This is a genomic window from Pseudomonas sp. LB3P81, from assembly GCF_054897965.1.
Genome location: NZ_JBUBVG010000001.1, coordinates 698,282 through 720,151, shown reverse-complemented (window position 1 = coordinate 720,151; position 21,870 = coordinate 698,282). Strand labels below are relative to the sequence as shown.

The following is a 21,870-nucleotide window of genomic DNA, read 5'->3' as shown; positions in this document are numbered from 1 at the left end:
GAGTCGCTAGAAGGAATTATATGAACACCCTCATTTCAAACCCTAGCCATAACGGCACCAGTGCGGCACAGCCTTTCACCCAGTACCCAAGCCCTGAGCTGGCATCGATCACGCAGCCACCGGCACCACAGCCTGAGCTGTGGGCGAACATCCCGGCAGAACTACGCGAGCGCCCACAGTGGTGCTTGGCTAGCGACAGTAAGCGACCTATAACTATCAACGGTGGGGCTGCCAGCTCCACTGACCCGAGCTCATGGGCTGATTTTGATAGCGTTATCCGCACTGCGCGCCAGAAGGGTTTACATATCGGCTACATGATCCATGAAGATGATCCCTTTGCGTGCATCGACCTGGACGTGAAGGACAGCACACCACAAGACCAGATAGACCGGTTCTGGTCCATTGTGAAGGCATTCGATAGCTATACCGAACGCTCACGTTCTGGCCGTGGCTTGCACGTATGGGTGCGCGGTGAAATCGGGCAGGGGTGCAAGCGCGACGGTGTGGAGCTGTACAGCCAAGAGCGCTTCATCATTACCACAGGTGACACGCTGCAAAACAACCCTATCGAGCGCCGGCAGGAAATGCTCATCAACATGGCAGAGCAGATGCGTCAAGCGCAAGGAACCGCTGAGCCGCTGCCTGATGAAGACGAAGTTGAAGGTGACGACACTATTCTTCAGCGTGCCCGATCCGCTGAGAACGCAAGCAAATTTATCGCTCATTATGAAGGAGACTTTAATGCAATAGGCGACGATGACCACAGCCGTGTGGACATGGTGCTTGTACAGATGCTCGCTCACTACACGCGGAACAATGCCCAGCTTAAGAGGTTGTTCTTGGGCTCTGCACTCGGACAGCGTGCAAAGGCAAGGCAACGCAAGGACTATCTTGACGGGACAATCCGCCATGCTCGTTCCAATCAAGCCGAAGACGCCAACAAATTCGCTCACGGCGAGTCGATTGCAAAGGTGTTTGTTGAAAATTACGAAAAGGCGAAGCAATCCAAACAGTCTAAGTTCCGCATCTATTCCGAATCTGAAGTTCTGGCTCGACCGCCTGTTCGGTGGCGCGTACACGGATTGATTCCACAAGAGGGGCTGGGCGCCATATTCGGGCAGCCAGCCTGCGGTAAATCGTTCTTAGCTATAGACCTGCTCGCAGCCATAGCAAATGGCCGTGAATGGTTCGGCCGTACAACTCGGCCGAGTTCGGTGGTCTATATCGCATTAGAAGGTCGTGGTGGTATCTCTCAGCGCCTCAGAGCCTACAATGCTTGCAAAGGTCGCTCGAATATTCACTTTATGGACATGCCGCTCGACCTTCGCGATAAACAAGACCGCAAGTGCCTGATCGAAGCAGTGACTGATAAACACCTCCAAGGCGGCATTGTGTGCATCGACACATTGGCTGCAAGCGCTCCAGGAATGGATGAAAACACCAGTGCTGACATGGGTATGGTCATTGCTGGTATGCAAGAGGTTCAGGGCGCTCTAGGCGGGTGCGTGTTATTCGTTCACCACGCAGGGAAAAGCAGTGAGCGTGGACTTCGAGGTTGGTCAGGCTTGACTGGAGCTGTTGACTTTAGCATTGAAGTTTCTGCGAAAGAAAAACTGCGGACATGGCGCGTCGCTAAATCGAAAGACGGCGAAGGTGGCATTGAATGTAACTTTATGCTTGTCCCAGTTAACGTAGGTACGGATGAAGAAGGCTTTGCCATCACCTCCTGTGTTATTGACACCCAAAGCACTTGGAATTTCGAGTCGTCATTAAAGGTCGATGAAGTGACTGGTGGTGAAGATGAAAACTACATTTTTAATTTTATAAAAAACGCTCAAGACAGCGGTCAAAAGTTGAGCGCGGCTCGCCTGGAGTCCGAGATTAAGCCACACAGGTCCATCACTCAGAAAAGATTCCGTGGGGCGATCAAGCGGCTACGGGACTCATGCCGAATAGTGCAAGAAGGAACCGGAAACAGTGCTTGGTTAAGGGCAACATGTACGGAGGTAAGCTAGTTTCTGCGCGTTGCGCGTTGTTGCAGGTTGCTTCGCGTTATTTCAGTTTAACGCGAAGATGAAACTGCTGGGTTGCAAAACGCGCCTTTGCGCGTTACTGCGTTTACCCTATAGGCAACGCGCAAAAAGCAACGCGCAGCACTGGGGTATTACCTCTGGCCATCTATTTAAGTATGCGCGTTACCAAAAAGCGCGCGACCTGCGCCATGCTTAAGCGCACAGCCCTTACCTTGAGCCCGGCCCGATCGGCGCGTTACGGGGCTGGCCGGGAGCCTGCTGGGCATAAACAACCCGCTCCACGCTCTGGCAGGTGGGAAGGGCGCGCAAGCCCCTGTGGTCAAGCGGCATTGACGTTGCGCCTGTTCAACCCGTGATACTTGCGCCACTGATACAGTTCGATTGCTGCATTGTTCTGGTTCCAGCCTTTCTGAAGTGCCGCTGCTTTAACGTTCTTCACTGGCTGGTCACCTTGGGCGTCAAGCCAATCCCACACATTGCCGCAGAGGGTGCCAGACCTGGGCCGCTTGACCCCATTCCGTATATCCGGGGCGCAGTTGGTATCGCTGGCCGCTACTGTGGTCACCACAGGCTTGGCTGCAAAAGCTTTAACCTTCCAGCCGAACTTAACTTCGCTACCGTTCTTATGAACGGTAATGTCTAAGCGCTCACTCGGGACACCCGTGGCAGCAACACCAGCACGACGGGCGTTTTCACGCTTCGTATAGGTCGTCTTCGATTCCATCATTGTTTCTCATTCATTTATTGATGGAGCAACGCTAAGACAGCGCGTCTAGCCTCTGCAACGAACGCTCGCTGTAACCCGCCTAAATATCTCCATCAAGAAATGAGCATTGATGGAAAACCTCAATCACAACTGAGAACAGCAAACTGTAAATACGATGCGGTTATTACAAAGAAGTGAACTAACCACCTGTTAATTAACAAATAGTTTTGTAGATGTCCTGCAATTGCATGTAACTTGTTACCACACCGTAAACAACCACCAATAATTCTAGGACTTTCCAATGGAAATTCATTCGCACGTAACTCCATCTCTCCATCCTCAGAATATTTCTGCCGTGCCGGGATATAACGAAGATATCGCACCTCACTTGGCGTCTGCTGTAGACGCCTTGGATACGGCTTATCAAGGTCTTAACGCTATCCATAAAGCGCGCAAAGGAGCAGCAACGAACCCTACTATGAATGATGCTGGCCGTCTTCTGGTAGTTGCAGACTTCGCAGAAAAACATCAGCACTTAATAAATCGAAAATTTGATTATTCTATGTCGGTGCTAAAGAAGAATATTGATGCGCTTGAAACCATGCTCAATACCCCTTTGGTGCAAAGTAGGGCAGATGGAATAACTGCGGAGATTCGTGCGCACGTAAAAGGGCTTTCAGTTGAAGCGCGACACAACTTCTTAAATGAAGCTCTAGAAAATGGTGACAAACAAACTCTCGGCTCTGTACTTGGGGCTCCGGCATACCTGAGCGGTATTAGCCAAGCCGAGCAGCAAACTCGGACGCGCATGTACCATCGCAGCAATGCCCCAGAAGCGGTACAGCGGTTGGAGGCGACAAAGGCCGCGTATGAAATGCTTGGCAGGGTAGGTGGGTTGGTCCACACCGAAATTGAAAAAGCTATGGGTGCATCCTGGTCAAAGGTTAACGACGTCCGCACCGCCAAGCAGCGCGCGGAGGCACCTTTTAAATGAGCCACCTGCAACCAGACTGCAAATTACAAGAAGGGGCAGAAATTGCCCCTTCGACCACTCCTGAATGGCTCCAGCAGCACCAGCAAGATGCGGCCGGTGAACAGGCGACCCGAGGTGTCTGGCAGCCCGGCCAAAGCGGCAATCCGAAAGGTCGGCCAAAAGGTGCCAAGAACAAGCGGACGCTCCTTGGCGAGGAGCTTGAGAAAAAGGGCGCCGAGGTTGCTGCTGTGGTTATTGAGGCGGCATTGGCTGGCGACATGCACGCGGCAGGCTTGGTACTGGCTCGCCTAGCTCCACCGTTGCGCTCTCAGGCACCGCTTGTACAGTTCGAGCTTGATCGTAACCTGACTCTCACCGAGCAGGCGGGGCAGGTCATCGCAGCCGTAGCCGATGGTCAGCTATCGCCGGATGCCGGAAAAATGCTACTCGATTCGCTGGCAGCCTACGCGAACATGCGAAACGTTGATGAACTCGCGCACAAGCTCGCAGAGATTGAGCGGCGCCTTGGAATAGGGGAGTCGTCATGAGCAACACACCACACGGTTTGCTGTTTTTTTGGGTCCAAGAAAGTACAAGGTATTCAATCGTCGGGGCCATTCATGGGGAGTGCCCAGATGCCATCGAAGTGCTTGATTATGAATCTGCGGATGCGCCAGCAGTAGTCCGCACTATCGTTCGACAAGCTGACGAATCCGCTAACGGCATCTGGCAACGTGCCCTCGACACGATGAAAGATTTCAAGCGAGCGCGCCCATTCAACGCGTCCCAATCGACTCAGGGTCTTTTCAGATTTCGGTATGGCGAAACGGTGGACCAAGCTGAGGCGGGCGCCAATGACTGCTATCGAAATCTGCGGCATCAGGCAGTGTGGACTACCAGAAACGGCGCAACGGAGGAAATCAGAACCGCAGCCAAAGCCGCACTAGGGCGCATGGCTGAACAAACCAATGATTCCATCCTGGAGCGAGCGCTCGCGAATCTTGAAATTACCGCGCTATGTGGTCTGCTGACTCGCGCAGAGAAACGTACTTTCGAACAATGGGCAGAAGAACACCACGCAGCCACGCCAATTGGCGATTCGGAGTCGCTCAATAGGATCGGGAGGCAGTTAGCGCTTCGGGTGCTGAAACTGCTCGAAGGTGCCTCGCATTCCGTGGGCACACTTCAATGAAAGCCCGTACCCCTTCAGCAATGTGGTCAAAGATCAAAGCGATTGCTAGCGCATTGGAGAATACGCCCGTCGCGCTCAGAAGCCGGGCCTTCGCACGCTGGAGCAAAGAAGGTTGGGTAGAAATACTGCCGTTAGACGATTGGGAAGCTGTGGCCACAGTTCAGCAGGGCAAGCTCGTGGCGGACGCACGCGAAAGCATCGCTGAGCCTGCTGAAATCGCCATGGCCTATTCAAACGATGTGAGCCATAAGTACAGGTGAGTCTGGAGCTTCCTACTTAGTCCAGCCTTGCCCTCGAACTCCGGAGTCCCAAAATCCGAGGCGACCGCCGAAGTCGCGGGCTGGGTATAGATAGACCAAGCCACAGTATGTGCAACGCTTAGCTCTACCGTGATCTGTAATTTCAACGCGAATCGCCTCAGGAAGCTTAATCAGCAATCCTTCCTGTACGATCATCTGACGATCCGACTGACCGCCAGCGCATTTGTCAGGGCAATACCCTGGAGGATAAGCACGCTGCATAGGATATCCTGAGTTGGAAGATCAGCTGTCAAAATCACTAGTTGGGAGGATGTCAAGATCGCCTGATTGACTGGTGAATACGCGAAAAGATTTGCTTTGATTTGCCTTGATTACGAAGTCTCGCTCACGTTTTCCAGCGTTCGCAGCACACAAGCCTTTTCCTTCAAGAGCCGCGCCAAGCAGATGCTCGCCAGCCGGGAGATAGAAAACCACCTTTTCTTTCGTATCCAGGCGGGCCGCGCGCTCACCATCCACAAACAGCGAAGCAAAACAACCTGATCCGAGCATGCCACTGTCACGCACCAAGACAAGTCGGCCCATATCTGGTCCATTTTTTTGATAGAGCATCACCCGCTCAGATGGAGCTGCAACTGCCACATCTACGGGGACGGCGGTGGTTGAGCATCCAACAAGCGTGACGCAAAGTACGGCGAAGGTTATGGACTGTAACCGCAGCCCTGTATTAGTACCATTCCCCGTTCCAGTCTCAGTCGCGAGCTGGAAATCCATCGATTTGATTTGCTCAACTTCCATATAAAGCTCCGTCCTATGGCAATTTTTCGTCACTGGTTTGAAGAAGCGACATTGTTTATACCAGCATTGCGTCCTTGGTTACGAGTGCTTACGGTGTGCTTACGCACCCCAAAAAGCAAAAAGGCCAGCCCCGTGAGGGACCAGCCTAAGTGCTTGAAAAATATGGCGGAGGCGATGGGATTCGAACTCATGGACCTGTTACAGTCGACGGTTTTCAAGACCGTTGCCTTAAACCACTCGGCCACACCTCCGTTTGCGTTGCGGGCGCCATAATACCTGAATGAAACACACTGTCAAACTCTCTGCATGGCTTGTTACAGAGCGTCTGCTATGATCTTTGCGACTGAACGTTTCAAACCAACAGGAGTGTCGCCATGCGCGAACAGGATTACGCAGTTAATAACAGCGTGCAGGCTGAGCAGCTAGAGGTTAGCCGCGTCCTGCGCAACACATACGGCTTGCTCGCTCTCACCCTCGCATTCAGCGGCGTGATGGCGTTTGTTGCCCAGCAGATGCGTGTCGGCTACCCGAACATTTTCGTGGTGCTGATCGGTTTCTACGGCCTTTTCTTCCTTACCAACAAACTCCGTGATTCCGCGTGGGGCCTGGTGTCGGCGTTTGCCTTGACCGGTTTCATGGGTTTCCTGCTCGGCCCGATCCTCAACCGCTACCTGGGCATGCAGGGCGGCGCGGAAGTCGTGAGTTCGGCCTTCGCAATGACGGCGCTGGTGTTTGGTGGTCTGTCGGCCTACGTGCTGATCACTCGCAAGGACATGAGTTTCCTCGGCGGCTTCATCACCGCAGGTTTCTTCGTGTTGCTGGGTGCGACGCTGGCGAGCCTGTTCTTTCAGATCAGCGGTCTGCAACTGGCGATCAGCGCAGGTTTCGTGCTGTTCTCGTCGGTCTGCATTCTGTTCCAGACCAGCGCCATCATTCATGGCGGCGAGCGTAACTACATCATGGCGACCATCAGCCTGTATGTATCGATCTACAACCTGTTCATCAGCTTGTTGCAGATCTTCGGCATCATGAGCCGCGACGATTGATCGTTGAGCATGAGTAAAAAACCCGCCTCGGCGGGTTTTTTCTTGCCCGCAATTTGGGTAAGGGACTCACGCCATCGGCGGCAATCGGCGTTTGACCGGGGTTTTCTTGACGATCGCAGTGTTGGTTTCGGCGTGGGTGTTGAGGCGGTCGAGGAGGGTGTCCAACTGTTCCATCGAGCGCACATGCAGGCGGGCGATGAAGCAGTCGTCCCCGGTAACCTTGTCGCACTCAGTGAATTCGGGGATGGCCTGAATCTGCCGCTCCACTTCCTGCAACTGGCCTGGCAGCGGGCGGATGCGCACGATGGCCTGGAGTTGATAGCCGAAGCATCTGGGATCAATCTCGACGGTGTAGCCCTTGAGCACACCGCGTTCTTCGAGGCGGCGTAAACGCTCGGCGACGCTGGGCGAGGACAGGCCGCTGAGGTGCGCCAGGGCCTTGAGCGAACGCCGTGAGTCTTCCATCAACGCCGTGATCAGCACTTGGTCGATATCGTCAGTCATGGCGCAACCCCTATTAGGCAATTAATCGAAACCGCCTTGATAAAAAAGGCAGATACCGAGTTTAGCCTGCTTTTTGCGCTGGAGAAGCCCCCGGTTGGATTGGCATACTTTGGGCTCAAACACAGGAGTCTGATGATGGACAAAACAATTCGTCACGGGTCATTTGAGATGACCGCCGCCATGCTGATCTCCGGGACCATCGGCTGGTTCGTGCTGGTGTCCGGGCAACCGGTGCTGGACGTAGTGTTCTGGCGTTGTGTGTTCGGCGCCGGCACGTTATTGCTGATCTGCGCGGCATTCGGCTTCCTGCGCCCCGGCATTCTGACCCGTACCACCTTCCTGCTGGCCGTGCTCAGCGGCGTGGCGATTGTCGGTAACTGGGTGCTGTTGTTCGCCTCTTACTCCCGCGCCTCGATTGCCATCGGCACCGCGGTGTATAACGTTCAGCCGTTCATGCTGGTCGGATTGGCCGCGTTGTTCCTCAACGAAAAAATCACCTTGCAGAAGCTGTTCTGGCTGGGCGTTTCGTTTCTGGGGATGCTGGCGATTGTCAGTGCACACGGTGAACAGGGCGAGAGTGGCAATGATTACCTGATGGGCATCGCGCTGGCGCTCGGGGCTGCTTTCCTTTACGCAATTGCGGCGTTAATTATCAAACGCCTGACCGGCACACCACCGCATCTGATTGCGCTGATTCAGGTCAGCACCGGCGTGTTGTTGCTCGCGCCGTTCGCACATTTCTCGGCGTTGCCGCAAGCACCGAGCGCCTGGGCCAGCCTGGTGACCCTCGGCATTGTTCACACCGGCGTGATGTACGTGTTGCTGTACGGCGCGATCCAGAAATTGCCGACGGCACTGACCGGTGCGTTGTCGTTCATCTACCCGATTGCGGCGATTTTCGTCGACTGGTTTGCCTTCGGCCATCGCCTGGAAACGCTGCAATGGATCGGTGTCGCCGCGATTTTGCTGGCCGCCGCTGGCATGCAACAGGGTTGGAGCCTGAAGTTTCGTCGCACGGTAACGCCATAAGCTGGCTTCAGATGTTCCAGCGCGGCGCGGTCTTGGCCAGGCGCTGGCGCATCTCGCCAATGTTGCTGGCCAGCTGCCGGATCAACAACCGGTAGCCGTCCAGCGGGTTGTAGACCGGAGTATCCCGGCTTGAATCCGGCGGCAGTTCAACGGGCCGACTGAGCCGCTGGGATGTGCCGGTTTTCAGTGCCCGCGCCATCCCCACCAGTTGCACCCTAATCAGCCGATGCTCCGCTTTCAACGCCGATTGCAGATGAGCCATCGCGTCCGGGTTATTGGTATCCGGTCGGGTGTTACTGAGGATTTCCAAGGTGCTCACGCACATCCGCAAATGACGCTGAATCGCGTCGAGCTCAGTCATGGAGATCTTCACTTCCTTGGACACCGACGGCATCAGCGAACGCAATTGCACCATCACGGCGTTGAGTCGGTTCATCAACTTCACGTGCTCGTCATCGGTGACGGGCTGGCCATTGATGATCCGCCCGTAAATCGTTGCGCAATCGCGCAGGGCGTCGGCCAGGTTGTAGCGCCAGGAGTAAACCGCGTACAGCGGCAGTGCGAAGGAAAACGCCAGGGCCAGGGCAATGCCGATCAGGATGTCCACCCCGCGCCACAACCCGTCGGTCACCGGGTTATCGCCATGCCCGGCGACGATAAACACGGTGATCGCCGACAGCAGTGCCGTGTAACCCCCCTTGCCGATGGCATGGTAAGAGAAGAATCCGCAGACCACCGACATCGCAAAATAGGTCAGCCACGGCATTCCGAGCCAGGCCTGTTGCGCCACGAGCACCAGGCCAACAGCAGCACCGATCAAGGTGCCGATGGCACGCTCGGCGGCTTTTTTGCCGATATTACCGTGGTGCTGCAAACCGCCGATCACCACCAGCATCGTCACCGACGCCCACTCCCCGTGGGGCAGGTGGATGCCGGTGGTCAGCAGGATCGTCGCCAGCAACCCCAACGACACGCGCACCGCGTGGATCAGTTTGGCGTGGCGATAGCGCCGGTACGGGTCCAGTAACGGACGCAGTACCCGGCGCAACAGTGGTGGCAGTCGATGGGCTCTGAAGGTGCTCAGGCTCGTTGTCCTCAGAAGATGTAATCGGTGGTCAGGAAACTCGAACTACGGCCGCTGATGATCTCGCTGATCAGGTCTTTGTTGGTTTCCTGGAACTTGGTCGCGACCAGCGTGCGAATCGAAAACACCCGCAGCGCATCGTGCACCGACAACGTACCTTCGGCGGAATTCTTGCGGCCGTTGAACGGGTAGGTGTCCGGGCCGCGCTGGCACTGGGCGTTGAGGTTGATCCGCCCGACCTGGTTGGCGAAGGTGTCCACGAGCCGGCCGACCGCCACCGGGTTGGTGCCGAAGATACTCAGTTGCTGGCCGAAGTCCGATTCCAGAACGTAATCGATCACCGTGTCCAGATGCCGGTAAGGCACGATCGGCACCACCGGGCCAAACTGTTCCTCCTGATAAACGCGCATCTGCGGCGTCACCGGGAATAACACCGCCGGATAGAAGAAGGACGCGCGAGCCTCGCCACCATTCGGGTTGACCACACGGGCACCTTTGCTCTCGGCATCCGCGACCAGCGCGTGCAGATAGTCGACCTTGCCCGATTCCGGCAGCGGCGTCAGGGCCACGCCGCTTTCCCATGGCATGCCGGGTTTGAGGCTGGCGAGTTTGGCGTTGAACTTGTGGATGAACGCCTCGACCACGTCTTCGTGGACGAAGAGGATTTTCAGCGCGGTGCAGCGCTGGCCATTGAACGACAACGAACCGGTGACCGCTTCATTCACGGCATTGTCCAGATCCACCTCAGGCAAGACGATGCCGGGGTTTTTCGCGTCCAGGCCTAGCGCGGCGCGCAAGCGATGCGGTTTCGGGTGGAGCTTTTTCAGGTCGCTGGCCGCCTTGTTGGTGCCGATAAACGCAAAAATATCAATCTTGCCGCTGGCCATCAGCGCGCTGACCGTCTCGCGGCCGCTGCCGTAGATCACGTTGATCACCCCGGTCGGGAAGCTGTCGCGGAACGCTTCCAGCAACGGGCGAATCAGCAGCACGCCGAGTTTGGCCGGTTTGAACACCACGGTATTGCCCATGATCAGCGCCGGAATCAGCGTGGTGAAGGTTTCGTTCAGCGGGTAGTTGTAAGGTCCCATGCACAACGCCACGCCCAGTGGAACGCGGCGGATCTGGCCCAGCGTGTCCTGTTCCAGCTCGAAACGGCTGGAGCGGCGGTCGAGTTCCTTGAGGGCGTTGATGGTGTCGACGATGTAGTCGCAGGTGCGGTCGAACTCTTTTTCCGAGTCCTTGAGGTTCTTGCCGATCTCCCACATCAGCAACTTGACCACCGCTTCGCGCTGTTCGCGCATACGGCTGAGGAAAGTTTCGACGTGCTGGATACGCTCAGCCACGCGCATGGTCGGCCACAGGCCCTGGCCCCGGTCATAGGCGCGAACGGCGGCGTCGAGGGCGGTCAGTGCGGTGTCGGCATCGAGCAGCGGCGTGCTGCCGAGGATGACCTGTTCATCGCCGTTTTCACCGGTCAGGTACACCGGGCTGCGAACCTGGGCGAGGGGGCCGGGCCAGGTTTTCAGCTCGCCATCGACCAGGTATTCACGCTGTTCGATCTGACCGTCGAGGCGGTATTTTTCCGGGATGTCGCTGGAGTCGGGAAACAGGTTGCCAAGGATATGTGCTGTGGTCATGTCGCTACTCCATGTGATGTCAGCCATGCGCTGGCGGCTTACCGTTAAGATTCACTTCAAAGGTTATACGCCTTATTGGCCCGACTTTTTAAGTGCCGATTTCATGAGCTGCGATCTTTTGACCTGAGGACACACAACGGTCGATGCTGCGGGTAAACTTCGCGCTCTTTCTTAAGGAGTTCATATGAGTGACTACCAGCCGGGCATTCTCGCCACCCCAGTACCGCCTCAAGCCCGTCATATGTTCTTCGCGCTGGAATCCGTAGATGCACTGCCGGCTGCGCTCGAGAAATTGATGCAACTGGTGGACGGGAAGTCGGCAGTGGTCGGTTTCGGTGAATCCCTGGTCAAGGCGCTGCACGTACAAATCGACGGGCTGCGGTCGTTTCCGGCGCTGACCGGCGTTGGCGTCGACAACCCGTCGACCCAGCACGCGCTGTGGTGCTGGTTGCATGGCGTCGACCGTGGCGAGTTGCTCAATCGCAGCAACGCCATCGAAGCCGCGCTGGCGCCGGCCCTGCGTCTGGTGCAGATGAACGAAACCTTCCGCCACCTGACCGGCCACGACCTGACCGGTTACGAAGACGGCACTGAAAACCCGCACGACGAAGCCGCCGTGGCTGCCGCGCTGGTGGGCGAAGGCGTTGAAGGTCTGGTGGGCGGCAGCTTCGCCGCGATCCAGCAGTGGCAGCATGATTTGAAGGGCTTCCACGGAATGTCGTCCCATGAGAAGGACAACATCATGGGCCGTCGCCTGAGCGACAACGAAGAAATCGCTGACGCGCCGGTCTCCGCCCACGTCAAACGCACCGCCCAGGAAAGCTTCGCACCGGAAGCGTTCGTGGTCCGCCGTTCGATGCCGTGGATCGAAGGGGATCGTGCCGGTCTGATGTTCCTCGCGTTCGGTTTTTCTCTCGATGCCTTCGAAGCGCAACTGAGGCGCATGAGCGGTCTGGAAGACGGCATCACCGACGGTTTGTACCGCATCAGCCGGCCGATCACCGGCGGCTACTACTGGTGCCCGCCGATCAAGGACGGTCATCTGGATTTGCGCGCGCTGCGTGTTGGCTGAATAGATCAAAAGATCGCAGCCTGCGGCAGCTCCTACATGGAATGCGTACACATGTAGGAGCTGCCGCAGGCTGCGATCTTTTGTTTTTGCCGACCTGACGGCGAATCTAACCTTATATCCAAACAGTATTCTCAAGCCCGCCATTAGAACCCTAAGATCACGTCATAACTCGTTATAACAAGTGATCCGCCATGACCGATAACGTTCTATCCCTGAGCAGTGTCCCGCTGCACACCCAACTCAGGGATGTCCTGCGCGCCCGCATTCTCGACGGCGAATATCCGCAAGACAGCCAGATGCCCTCCGAAAGCGAACTCGGTGCGCTGTTCAAAGTCAGTCGCATCACCGTGCGCCAGGCGCTGGGCGATCTGCAAAAAGAAGGGCTGATCTTCAAGATTCACGGCAAGGGCACCTTCGTCGCCAAGCCGAAAACCTTCCAGAACGTCAGCACCCTGCAAGGCCTCGCCGAGTCCATGACCGGTCGCGGCTACGAGGTGATCAACCGCCTGCGCAGCTTTAAATTCATTGCCGCCGACAAACTCGTCGCCGAGCGTTTGCAGGTGAGCGAAGGCGAGACCGTGGCGCAGATCAAACGGGTTCGGCTGATCAACCGCGAGCCGATTTCACTGGAAATCACCTACCTGCCGAAAGCCATCGGCGAGCGCCTGGAGAAGGCTGATCTGGTCACACGCGACATCTTCCTGATCCTTGAAAACGACTGCGGTCTGGCCCTCGGTCATGCCGATCTGGCCATCGACGCGGTGCTCGCCGACAGCGACCTGACCCAGGCACTGAACGTCGAAGCCGGCTCGCCGATCATGCGCATCGAGCGTCTGACCCACGATGTCAGCGGCCAGCCCGTGGACTTCGAACACCTTTACTACCGCGGCGATGCGTTCCAGTACCGCCTGCGGATCGACCGGCAAAAAGGGGCGCAGGCATGACCCGGACTACTCTGGAGCAGGAATACGACATCGTCGTGATCGGCGGCGGCATCGCAGGTCCCATGGCGGCAATCAAGGCCAAGAAGCGTAACCGCGATCTGCGGGTGCTGCTGATCGACAAGGCCAACGTCAAACGTAGCGGTGCGATCAGCATGGGCATGGACGGCCTGAACAACGCGATCATTCCCGGCCACTCGACGCCGGAGTAGTACACCAAGGAAATCACCATCGCCAACGACGGCATCGTCAATCAAGCGGCGGTTTACGCCTACGCGACTCACAGCTTTGAAACCATCGAGCAACTGGACCGCTGGGGCGTGAAGTTCGAGAAAGACGAAACCGGCGACTACGCGGTGAAAAAGGTTCACCACATGGGCGCCTACGTGCTGCCGATGCCGGAAGGGCACGACATCAAGAAAGTCCTGTACCGCCAGTTGAAACGCGCGCGGGTCAGCATCACCAATCGCGTCGTTTGCACGCGCTTGCTGACGGACGAAGAGGGCACGGTCAACGGCGTGATGGGCTTCGACTGCCGCACCGCCGATTTCCACGTGATCAAAGCCAAGGCGGTGATCCTCGCGTGCGGTGCCGCCGGGCGCCTGGGGTTACCGTCCTCGGGTTACCTGATGGGCACCTACGAAAACCCGACCAATGCCGGCGACGGTTACGCCATGGCCTATCACGCCGGTGCAGAGCTGGCGAACCTCGAATGCTTCCAGATCAACCCGCTGATCAAGGATTACAACGGTCCGGAAACGGAAAAACAACGGGTCTACGCGCCACTGGACCGTGAACACGGTCTGCCGCCCGCACAAGTCGAATACAAGCTGCGGCGCTTTGTGAACGATTACCTGCAACCGCCGAAAGTCACCAAGAAGATGCAAATCGGCCTGCAACGCTTCAGTGATATCCAGCGTGATCTCGATCAGATCAAGGCCCACAACGCCCACGAACTGATGCGCGCCATGGAAGTCAGCATGATCCGCGACTGCGCCGAAATGGCCGCCCGCGCTTCGTTGTACCGCGCGGAAAGTTACCACTATCGGGTCGATCACCCGCAGCGCAACGACAGCGACTGGTTCTGCCATTGCCATTTGAAGAAGGATGAAAACGGCCAGATGACCCGTTTCAAGAAAGCTGTCGAGCCTTACATCATCCTGCTGGATGCCGAAGAAATGCAGGCTTACGGCCGGCTGCGTGTCGGTGCCTTTGCGGCCTGAGCCTCACAAACAGAGAGACCGCGAAATGGCCTATCAACCCCAGGAAATCTTCTTCCGCTCCAACGCGCCGGTCACGGTCGACGAGGACCTTTGCATTGCCCACAAAGGCTGCACCGTGTGCGTCGACGTCTGCCCGATGGACTTGCTGGCGATCAACCCGGCCACGCAAAAGGCCTACATGGCTTTCGACGAATGCTGGTACTGCATGCCGTGTGAAAAGGACTGCCCGACCGGGGCGGTGAAAGTCGATATCCCGTATCTGTTGCGTTGAAACACGATCTAAATGTGGGAGCGGGCTTGCTCGCGAAGAGGCCAACACAGATTGCATCTCCATTGACTGCAAGGGCGCCTTCGCGGGCAAGCCCGCTCCCACAGGGATTTGCGCTGAATCTAATTTTGCAGACACCAAGGAAACCTGTGGGAGCGGCGGTGCGACGATTCGATTTTCCCGCGAAGGGGCCAGTACAGACAACCCAAAACGCTATCCGGCCACCCCGGACGCTTGCTTCAAAACACCCCTCGTTTCCCACCGCGCCCTGATCGTGGCGGAGACGAACATCCTATAAATGATTCGAGGGGAAACACTCATGTCCTGCTGACTGAATCCGGGCGGCTCTATCTGGAAACCGCGCCAGGTATTGCAGCGACTGGACGAGGCCGGCGAGGAACTCGAGCAGTTGCAGCATGGCTTGCGTGGCAACCTGAAAATCACCGCGCCGCTGGCTTACGGGCAGGCTTTTCTGGATCAGGTCTGCGGCGGTTTTCTGGAGCAATACCCGCAGATCAATCTGCAAGTGGACCTGTGCGATGAGTTCGTCAACCTGCTGGAAAGCGGCTATGACCTCGCGTTGCGCGAAGGCCATGACGATTTGCCGGGGCTGATCGCCCGCGTCGTCGGCAGCAATCGCCTGGCGTTGTGCGCCAGCCCGGCCTATCTGGCGCGCAAGGCACTGCCGGTCACGCCGCAAACCCTCGATGAGCACGAATGGCTGCTGTATCGCCATCCGTTGCTCAGCCGCGAATTCTGGTGGGCCGAGCGCGACGGGCAGCGTCTGAGCCTGCCGCAACCGCCGTCGCCGCGTTTGCGCAGCGACAATTACGACCTGCTGCTGGCCAACGCACTGGCCGGGCGCGGCTTGCTGCACACGCCTTTGTGGAGTGCCGCGCCGTATATTGCAGACGGGCGGCTGGTGCGGGTGATGGCTGACTACGACATCGATCCGGACAGCTTTGGCGCGCACATTCTGGCGGTGTACCCGAGCCATCGGCGGGCGACGGCCAAGGTCCTGGCGTTTATCGATTACATCGCGGGGTTTCTGGCGTCCCCCCCAACTGTAGGAGCGAGCTTGCTCGCGATGGACGTTAACGGTAACGCGGGCTGTCTGAATGACTGCGTTGTTCAGACGTTTTTCGCGAGCGAGCTCGCTCCTACAGGTACTTGTCAGGAAAACATCAAAAGAGTACAAATGTACTCCATGACGACTTTAACTCCCCGCCGTACCGCCATCCTGACCTTTATCCGTGATCGAATCGCGGAGCACGGCCAGTCTCCGAGCCTCGCTGAAATCAGCGAGGCCTTCGGTTTCGCCTCTCGCAGCGTGGCGCGCAAGCATGTGCTGGCGCTGACCGAAGCCGGGTTTATCGAGGTCAATCCGCATCAGGCCCGGGGCATTCGTTTGCTCGGGCAACCGGCGCGGCCCGAGTTGCTGGATATTCCGGTTCTCGGCCGGGTGGCCGCGGGTGCGCCGATCGGTGCCGATGCCGAGGTGCACAGTCGGTTGTTGCTTGATCCTTCGATTTTTTCGCGGGTGCCGGACTACATGCTGCGGGTCAAGGGCGACTCGATGATCGAGGACGGCATTCTCGACGGCGATCTGGTGGGCGTGCACCGCAATCCCGAGGCATTTAACGGTCAGATCGTCGTGGCGCGGCTTGATGGCGAAGTGACCATCAAGCGTTTTGAGCGGGTCGGCGACGCGGTGCGCCTGTTGCCGCGTAACCCGGCCTACCAGCCGATCATCGTTCAACCCGATCAGGACCTCGCGATCGAAGGGGTGTTCTGCGGTCTGGTGAGGCAAGGGTGATGGGCGCCGTCGTTGCGCTGGACACGCTGTTCAATGGCGGCCAGGTCTGGAAAGGCCGGCCTGCGCCTTCGACCGTCAGCCCGCAACCCACCGGGCATGCTGCGTTGGATGCGGCGTTGCCCACCGGCGGCTGGCCGGAAGCGGCGCTGACGGAAATCCTCCTGGCCGGGCAGGGCGTTGGCGAGTTGCAACTGGTGTGGCCGGCGCTGGCGCGGCTGTCGGCAGCGGGCGAGCGCATTGTGCTGGTGGCGCCGCCGTACGTGCCGTATCCGCAAGCGTGGCAAAACGCCGGGGTCGATCTGCGCCAGTTGTCGATCATCCAGGCCAGCGAGCGCGATGCGCTGTGGGCGGCGGAACAATGCCTGCGTTCGGGCAGTTGCGGTGCGGTGCTGTGCTGGCCGCACAAGGCTGATGACCGGGCGTTGCGCCGCTTGCAGGTGGCGGCGGAAACCGGCTCGACCCTGGCGTTCGCCTACCGTTCGATCAATGAAGCGATCAACCCGTCACCGGCCGCGCTGCGCATCGCCATCGACGCCAGGCCTGCGCAATTGCGCGTGCTCAAGTGCCGGGGCGGGCTGGCCCGTTCGGCGCCGATTGCCTTCCCCGTGGGGCATTGAGGTTGCCATGCGCTGGGTCTGCATTCTCTTCCCGCAATTGGCGCTGGACGCGGTACTGCGTCAGCGCGCCGACCCCGATGAGCCGCTGGCGCTGCTGACCGGCCCGGCGCAGCGTCGGGTGTTGCAGGCGGTCAACGCTTCGGCGCGGGCGCTGGGCTTGCGGCCCGGCCAGTCGATGACCGCCGCCCAGGCCTTGAGCAAAGGCTTTGTCACGGCGGAATACGACGCGGCCGAGATCGAACACTGGCAGCAGTTTCTGGCCGCGTGGGCCTACCGCTTCAGCTCCCAGGTCAGCGTGCATTACCCGCGTGCGGTGGTGTTTGAAATCGAGTCCAGCCTGGGATTATTCGGCGATTGGCCGCAACTCGAAGCGCGACTGCGCGCCGAACTCGGCGAGCTGGGGTTTCGGCATCGGATCGTTGCGGCACCCAATCCGGTGGCGGCGCGGATTCTGGCCAACGCCTATGACGGTCTGGTGGTGCCCGACGATCAGGCCTTGCAGCATCATCTGGGGCAATTGCCCGTCGACCGGATCGGGCTGGAGGCCAGCGTCGCCACGGCGTTGTCGCGCATGGGGCTGCGTACCTTGAGCCAGGTGCAGGCGTTGCCCCGGCAGAGTCTGGCCCGGCGTTTCGAGTCTCAGGTGCTCAAGCACCTGGATGCTCTGCTTGGCACGCGGCGACTGGCCCTGGCGTTCTACCTGCCGCCGGACCGGTTCGACGTGCGCATCGAGCTCAATTTCGACGTGCAGTCCCATCAGGCGCTGCTGTTTCCGTTACGCCGGTTGACTGGCGATCTGTCGGCGTTCCTGTGCGGTCGCGACAGCGGCGTGCAGCGTTTCGACCTGCACCTGGAACACGCCGGGTTACCGGACAGCGTGATCAAGGTCGGCCTGCTCAGTGCCGAGCGCGATCCGGCAATGCTTTTCGAACTGGCCCGAGGACGCCTGGAACAGGTTCAGGTCGAAGCGCCGGTGCGCGGTTTTCGCCTGCGCGCCGAAGACTTGCCGGCCTTCGTTCCCCAGTATCAGGAACTGTTCGACGATCGCCCGCAGCAGTCCTTGCCCTGGGAGCAACTGCGCGAGCGCTTGCGCGCGCGGTTGGGGGATGACGCGGTGCATGGCTTGCGGTTCCAGGCCGATCACCGGCCGGAGTGCGCGTGGCAGGCCAGTGTCGACAGTCAGCGTTGCGGTGTCATGCCGGGCGTGCAGCGTCCGGGTTGGTTGCTGACTGAACCGCAGGCGGTCCACGAAGGTTCGACGCGCATCCTCATGGGCCCGGAACGCATCGAGTCCGGTTGGTGGGACGGCGCCGACGTGCGCCGCGATTACTACCTGATCGAAACCCGTTCCGGCCAGCAGGGCTGGGCCTATCGTGCGGTCGGTGAGGACGGCCCGTTGTGGTTGCAGGGCTGGTTCGCATGAGCATCGACTATGCCGAGTTGCACTGCCTGTCGAACTTCAGTTTCCAGCGCGGCGCTTCCAGTGCCCTTGAACTCTTTCAACGGGCGAAAAAGCAGGGCTATCAAGCGCTGGCGATCACCGATGAATGCACCCTGGCCGGCATTGTCCGCGCCTGGCAAGCGGCCAAATCCGTGGAGCTGCCGCTGATTATCGGCAGCGAAGTGCGCATCGAAAACGGTCCGAAACTGGTGCTGCTGGTAGAGAACCTTGAGGGCTACCAAAACCTGTGCCGGCTGATTACCCGGGCGCGACGGCGCACGCAGAAAGGCCAGTATCAGGTGCTGCGGGAGGATTTTCGCGAGCCGTTGCCGGGGCTGTTGGTGTTGTGGGTGCCGGATGCGGTGGACGATTTTCAAAACGGCCACTGGCTGAAGCAGACCTTCGCCGAAGGCCTGTGGCTGGCGGTCCAGCTGCATCGAGGCCAGGACGATACCCGACGGCTGAACGAGCTGTTGATGCTGGCGCGGGAACTGCAAATTCCGGCAGTGGCCAGCGGTGATGTGCACATGCACACCCGTGGCCGACGCGCCTTGCAGGACACCATGACCGCAATCCGTCATCACCTGCCGGTGGCCGAGGCCGGGTTGCGCTTGCACCCCAATGGCGAGCGGCATCTGCGCAGCCTCGATGTCTTGCAATCGATCTACCCGCAAGCGTTGCTCGATGAAACGCTGACCATTGCCCGGCGCTGCACCTTTGATCTTGGCCAGTTGCGTTATCAGTATCCCCGCGAGTTGGTGCCGGAAGGTCACAGCGCAGCGTCCTGGCTGAGCGAGTTGACCGAACGTGGCATTCGCGAGCGATGGCCCGCAGGTGCGAGCGAGAAGGTGCGCGGGTTGATCGACAAGGAGCTGGGGCTGATCGCCGAGCTGGGTTACGAAAGCTATTTCCTGACCGTTCAGGACATTGTTGCCTTCGCCCGACGCGAGAAAATTCTCTGTCAGGGTCGAGGTTCTGCGGCCAACTCGGCGGTGTGTTTCGCCTTGGGCATCACCGAGATCGATCCGGACCGCATGAACATGCTGTTTGAGCGTTTTCTCTCCAAGGAACGCAACGAGCCGCCGGATATTGATGTGGACTTCGAGCACGAACGCCGCGAAGAAGTCTTGCAGTACGTGTTTCAGCGCTATGGCCGGACCCGCGCAGCGTTGACCGCGGTGGTCAGCACCTATCACGCTGCCGGCGCGGTACGCGATGTGGCCAAGGCCCTGGGTTTACCGCCGGATCAGATCAATGCCCTGGCCGATTGCTGCGGGCACTGGAGTGACAAGGCGCCGCCCGTCGAGCGCCTGCTTGAAGGTGGTTTTGATCCCGAGAGCCCGGTGCTGCGCCGGGTGTTGAGTTTGACGCAACAGCTGATCGGTTTCCCCCGGCACCTGTCCCAGCACCCCGGCGGCTTCGTCATTTCCGAGCAGCCGCTGGACAGCCTCGTGCCGGTGGAAAACGCTGCGATGGCCGAGCGCACCATCATTCAGTGGGACAAGGATGATCTCGATGCGGTCGGGCTGCTCAAGGTGGATATTCTGGCATTGGGCATGCTCAGCGCGATTCGTCGTTGTTTCGATCTGCTGCGCCGTCATCGCGACCTGGACTTGAGTCTGGCCACGATACCCGCCGAAGACCCGCAAACCTACGACATGATCAGCCGTGCCGACACCATCGGCGTATTCCAGATCGAATCCCGGGCACAAATGTCGATGCTGCCCAGGCTCAAGCCCCGCAAGTTCTATGATTTGGTGATTGAGGTGGCCATCGTTCGCCCGGGACCTATTCAGGGCGGGATGGTGCATCCGTATCTGCGGCGGCGAAACAAGGAAGAGCTCGAAAGCTACCCCTCTGAAGAGTTGAGGGAAGTGTTGAAACGTACCCTCGGTGTGCCGCTATTTCAGGAGCAGGTCATGCAGATTGCGATTGTCGCCGCCAGCTACAGTCCCGGCGAAGCGGATCAGTTGCGCCGCTCCATGGCGGCCTGGAAACGTCACGGTGGTCTCGAACCGCACAAGGATCGCCTCGCTGCGGGCATGAAGAAAAAAGGCTACACGCCAGAATTCGCCGCGCAGATTTTCGAGCAGATCAAAGGCTTTGGCAGCTACGGATTCCCCGAGTCCCACGCCGCCAGTTTTGCCTTGCTGACCTATGCCAGTTGCTGGTTGAAATGTCACGAACCGGCGGCCTTCGCCTGCGCGCTGATCAACAGCTGGCCCATGGGTTTCTACAGCCCGGACCAGATTTTGCAGGACGCTCGCCGGCATCATTTGCAGATTCGCCCGGTGGACGTGCGCGCCAGCGACTGGGATTGCAGCCTCGAACCGATCATCGGCGCGCAGCCGGCGATTCGCATGGGGTTGCGGATGATCAAGGGTTTTCGCGAAGACGATGCGAGGCGAATCGAAATCGCGAGGTCGAAGGGGGCGTTTATCGACATCGCCGACCTTGGCGAACGGGCGCGGCTCGATGCCCGTGCGCAGGAGCAACTGGCCGATGCCGGCGCGTTGCGTGGGTTGGCCGGTGACCGGCATCGAGCGCGCTGGGAGGTGGCGGGGGTGCAGAAACAATTGGGTTTGTTCGCCGGTTTGCCGAGCCAGGAAGAGGACGCGGTGGCGTTGCCAAAACCCACGGTCGGCGAAGACCTGCTGGCGGATTACAACAGCCTCGGCACCACCCTCGGCCCGCATCCGCTGGCCCTGTTGCGGGGCGAATTGAAAGCCCGGCGCTGCCGCAGTTCGAAGGAGCTGCTGGAGGTCGAGCATGGCCGACCGGTCAGCGTCGCCGGGCTGGTGACCGGCCGACAGCGTCCGGGCACCGCCAGTGGCGTGACCTTCGTCACCCTCGAAGACGAGTTCGGCAACGTCAACGTGGTGGTCTGGCGCGACCTGGCCGAGCGGCAACGGCAGGTGTTGGTCGGATCGCAGTTGCTCAAGGTCGATGGGCGCTGGGAGAAGGAAGGCGAGGTGCGCCACCTGATTGCCGGGCGTTTGAGCGACCTGAGCCCGTTGCTCGACGGCATCAGCGTGCGCAGCCGGGATTTCCATTGACACCGCAATCCCTGTGGGAGCGGGCTTGCTCGCGAAGAGGCCCTTAAATCCAACATCACTGTTGACTGACACGCCGCTTTCGCGAGCAAGCCCGCTCCCACAGGGATCTGTGGTTGCCATGGATTGCCGTGAGAATCAGCTATACCTCTATGAAACCATTGGCATCCGCGATGCTCG

Annotated in this window: 19 protein-coding genes, 1 tRNA gene and 2 pseudogenes; 16 read left to right on the top strand and 6 right to left on the bottom strand. The window is 58.9% G+C overall.

Annotated elements, in window-relative coordinates:
* Window positions 1-20: 20 nt before the first annotated feature.
* Window positions 21-2,015, top strand: coding sequence for an AAA family ATPase (locus ACYZTL_RS03235; RefSeq protein ID WP_461950549.1), 1,995 nt, complete (start codon window positions 21-23; stop codon window positions 2,013-2,015).
* A 337-nt stretch (window positions 2,016-2,352) separates the two neighbouring features.
* On the opposite strand, the gene ACYZTL_RS03230 is transcribed toward ACYZTL_RS03235, so the two are convergent.
* Window positions 2,353-2,757, bottom strand: coding sequence for a hypothetical protein (locus tag ACYZTL_RS03230; protein ID WP_461950548.1), 405 nt, complete (start codon window positions 2,755-2,757; stop codon window positions 2,353-2,355).
* Window positions 2,758-3,040: 283 nt separating this feature from the next.
* Between ACYZTL_RS03230 and ACYZTL_RS03225 the strand changes: the two genes are divergently transcribed.
* From ACYZTL_RS03225 to ACYZTL_RS03210, 4 genes are read left to right on the top strand one after another with little or no spacing between them, the layout of a single operon-like run.
* The gene (locus tag ACYZTL_RS03225) at window positions 3,041-3,733 is read left to right on the top strand and encodes a hypothetical protein (RefSeq protein WP_461950547.1); all 693 of its coding nucleotides are present in this window, start codon (window positions 3,041-3,043) and stop codon (window positions 3,731-3,733) included.
* Window positions 3,730-4,260 (top strand): DUF5681 domain-containing protein, encoded by a 531-nt coding sequence (locus tag ACYZTL_RS03220; protein ID WP_461950546.1) that lies wholly within the window; start codon window positions 3,730-3,732, stop codon window positions 4,258-4,260. Before ACYZTL_RS03225 ends, ACYZTL_RS03220 begins: the two co-directional genes overlap by 4 nt.
* Complete coding sequence (locus ACYZTL_RS03215; protein WP_461950545.1) at window positions 4,257-4,904, top strand: hypothetical protein; 648 nt, start codon at window positions 4,257-4,259, stop codon at window positions 4,902-4,904. The genes ACYZTL_RS03220 and ACYZTL_RS03215 overlap by 4 nt, the downstream gene beginning before the upstream one ends.
* Complete coding sequence (locus tag ACYZTL_RS03210) at window positions 4,901-5,164, top strand: hypothetical protein (RefSeq protein ID WP_461950544.1); 264 nt, start codon at window positions 4,901-4,903, stop codon at window positions 5,162-5,164. Before ACYZTL_RS03215 ends, ACYZTL_RS03210 begins: the two co-directional genes overlap by 4 nt.
* Before the next feature lie 282 nt (window positions 5,165-5,446).
* Here ACYZTL_RS03210 and ACYZTL_RS03205 read toward each other — a convergent pair whose 3' ends face one another.
* Together ACYZTL_RS03205 and ACYZTL_RS03200 are read right to left on the bottom strand one after the other, a co-directional pair.
* The gene (locus ACYZTL_RS03205; RefSeq protein WP_461950543.1) at window positions 5,447-5,959 is read right to left on the bottom strand and encodes a hypothetical protein; all 513 of its coding nucleotides are present in this window, start codon (window positions 5,957-5,959) and stop codon (window positions 5,447-5,449) included.
* Window positions 5,960-6,122: 163 nt separating this feature from the next.
* Window positions 6,123-6,210 (bottom strand) — tRNA-Ser (locus tag ACYZTL_RS03200).
* A gap of 123 nt (window positions 6,211-6,333) precedes the next feature.
* Between ACYZTL_RS03200 and ACYZTL_RS03195 the strand changes: the two genes are divergently transcribed.
* Window positions 6,334-7,005 carry a Bax inhibitor-1/YccA family protein gene (locus ACYZTL_RS03195; RefSeq protein WP_017339210.1) on the top strand — a complete coding sequence of 224 codons (672 nt, stop codon included), beginning with the start codon at window positions 6,334-6,336 and terminating at the stop codon, window positions 7,003-7,005.
* 66 nt (window positions 7,006-7,071) lie between these two features.
* Here the strand turns inward: ACYZTL_RS03195 and ACYZTL_RS03190 are convergent, their stop codons facing one another.
* Complete coding sequence (locus tag ACYZTL_RS03190) at window positions 7,072-7,509, bottom strand: Lrp/AsnC family transcriptional regulator (protein WP_461950542.1); 438 nt, start codon at window positions 7,507-7,509, stop codon at window positions 7,072-7,074.
* Window positions 7,510-7,644: 135 nt separating this feature from the next.
* Here ACYZTL_RS03190 and ACYZTL_RS03185 point away from each other — a divergent pair, with 135 nt between their 5' ends.
* Window positions 7,645-8,538 carry a DMT family transporter gene (locus ACYZTL_RS03185; protein WP_461950541.1) on the top strand — a complete coding sequence of 298 codons (894 nt, stop codon included), beginning with the start codon at window positions 7,645-7,647 and terminating at the stop codon, window positions 8,536-8,538.
* Between the two features lie 7 nt (window positions 8,539-8,545).
* Here ACYZTL_RS03185 and ACYZTL_RS03180 read toward each other — a convergent pair whose 3' ends face one another.
* The gene (locus ACYZTL_RS03180) at window positions 8,546-9,589 is read right to left on the bottom strand and encodes an FUSC family protein (RefSeq protein WP_461954246.1); all 1,044 of its coding nucleotides are present in this window, start codon (window positions 9,587-9,589) and stop codon (window positions 8,546-8,548) included.
* 44 nt (window positions 9,590-9,633) lie between these two features.
* On the bottom strand, window positions 9,634-11,259 hold the full coding sequence (locus ACYZTL_RS03175; RefSeq protein WP_461950540.1) for an NADP-dependent glyceraldehyde-3-phosphate dehydrogenase: 1,626 nt from the start codon (window positions 11,257-11,259) through the stop codon (window positions 9,634-9,636).
* Window positions 11,260-11,443: 184 nt separating this feature from the next.
* Between ACYZTL_RS03175 and ACYZTL_RS03170 the strand changes: the two genes are divergently transcribed.
* The 9 genes and pseudogenes from ACYZTL_RS03170 to ACYZTL_RS03130 all read left to right on the top strand — a co-directional run bounded on the left by ACYZTL_RS03170 (window position 11,444) and on the right by ACYZTL_RS03130 (window position 21,693).
* Window positions 11,444-12,331: a Dyp-type peroxidase gene (locus ACYZTL_RS03170; protein ID WP_461950539.1), complete on the top strand. Its 888-nt coding sequence runs from the start codon at window positions 11,444-11,446 to the stop codon at window positions 12,329-12,331.
* Between the two features lie 191 nt (window positions 12,332-12,522).
* Complete coding sequence (locus tag ACYZTL_RS03165) at window positions 12,523-13,275, top strand: GntR family transcriptional regulator (RefSeq protein WP_461950538.1); 753 nt, start codon at window positions 12,523-12,525, stop codon at window positions 13,273-13,275.
* Window positions 13,272-14,495 (top strand): annotated as a pseudogene (locus tag ACYZTL_RS03160) (FAD-dependent oxidoreductase). Before ACYZTL_RS03165 ends, ACYZTL_RS03160 begins: the two are co-directional and overlap by 4 nt.
* A gap of 25 nt (window positions 14,496-14,520) precedes the next feature.
* Window positions 14,521-14,766, top strand: coding sequence for a 4Fe-4S dicluster domain-containing protein (locus ACYZTL_RS03155; protein ID WP_008060065.1), 246 nt, complete (start codon window positions 14,521-14,523; stop codon window positions 14,764-14,766).
* A 318-nt stretch (window positions 14,767-15,084) separates the two neighbouring features.
* A pseudogene (locus tag ACYZTL_RS03150) lies at window positions 15,085-15,820 on the top strand (substrate binding domain-containing protein); the annotation flags it as partial.
* A 141-nt stretch (window positions 15,821-15,961) separates the two neighbouring features.
* A complete protein-coding gene (gene lexA, locus ACYZTL_RS03145) occupies window positions 15,962-16,579 on the top strand; it encodes a transcriptional repressor LexA (RefSeq protein WP_461954245.1) in 618 nt (205 codons plus the stop codon).
* On the top strand, window positions 16,579-17,196 hold the full coding sequence (gene imuA / locus ACYZTL_RS03140; protein WP_461950537.1) for a translesion DNA synthesis-associated protein ImuA: 618 nt from the start codon (window positions 16,579-16,581) through the stop codon (window positions 17,194-17,196). The genes lexA and imuA overlap by 1 nt, the downstream gene beginning before the upstream one ends.
* A gap of 7 nt (window positions 17,197-17,203) precedes the next feature.
* Window positions 17,204-18,619: a Y-family DNA polymerase gene (locus ACYZTL_RS03135; RefSeq protein ID WP_461950536.1), complete on the top strand. Its 1,416-nt coding sequence runs from the start codon at window positions 17,204-17,206 to the stop codon at window positions 18,617-18,619.
* Window positions 18,595-21,693 carry an error-prone DNA polymerase gene (locus tag ACYZTL_RS03130; RefSeq protein WP_461950535.1) on the top strand — a complete coding sequence of 1,033 codons (3,099 nt, stop codon included), beginning with the start codon at window positions 18,595-18,597 and terminating at the stop codon, window positions 21,691-21,693. Before ACYZTL_RS03135 ends, ACYZTL_RS03130 begins: the two co-directional genes overlap by 25 nt.
* The last annotated feature ends 177 nt before the right edge of the window (window positions 21,694-21,870 follow it).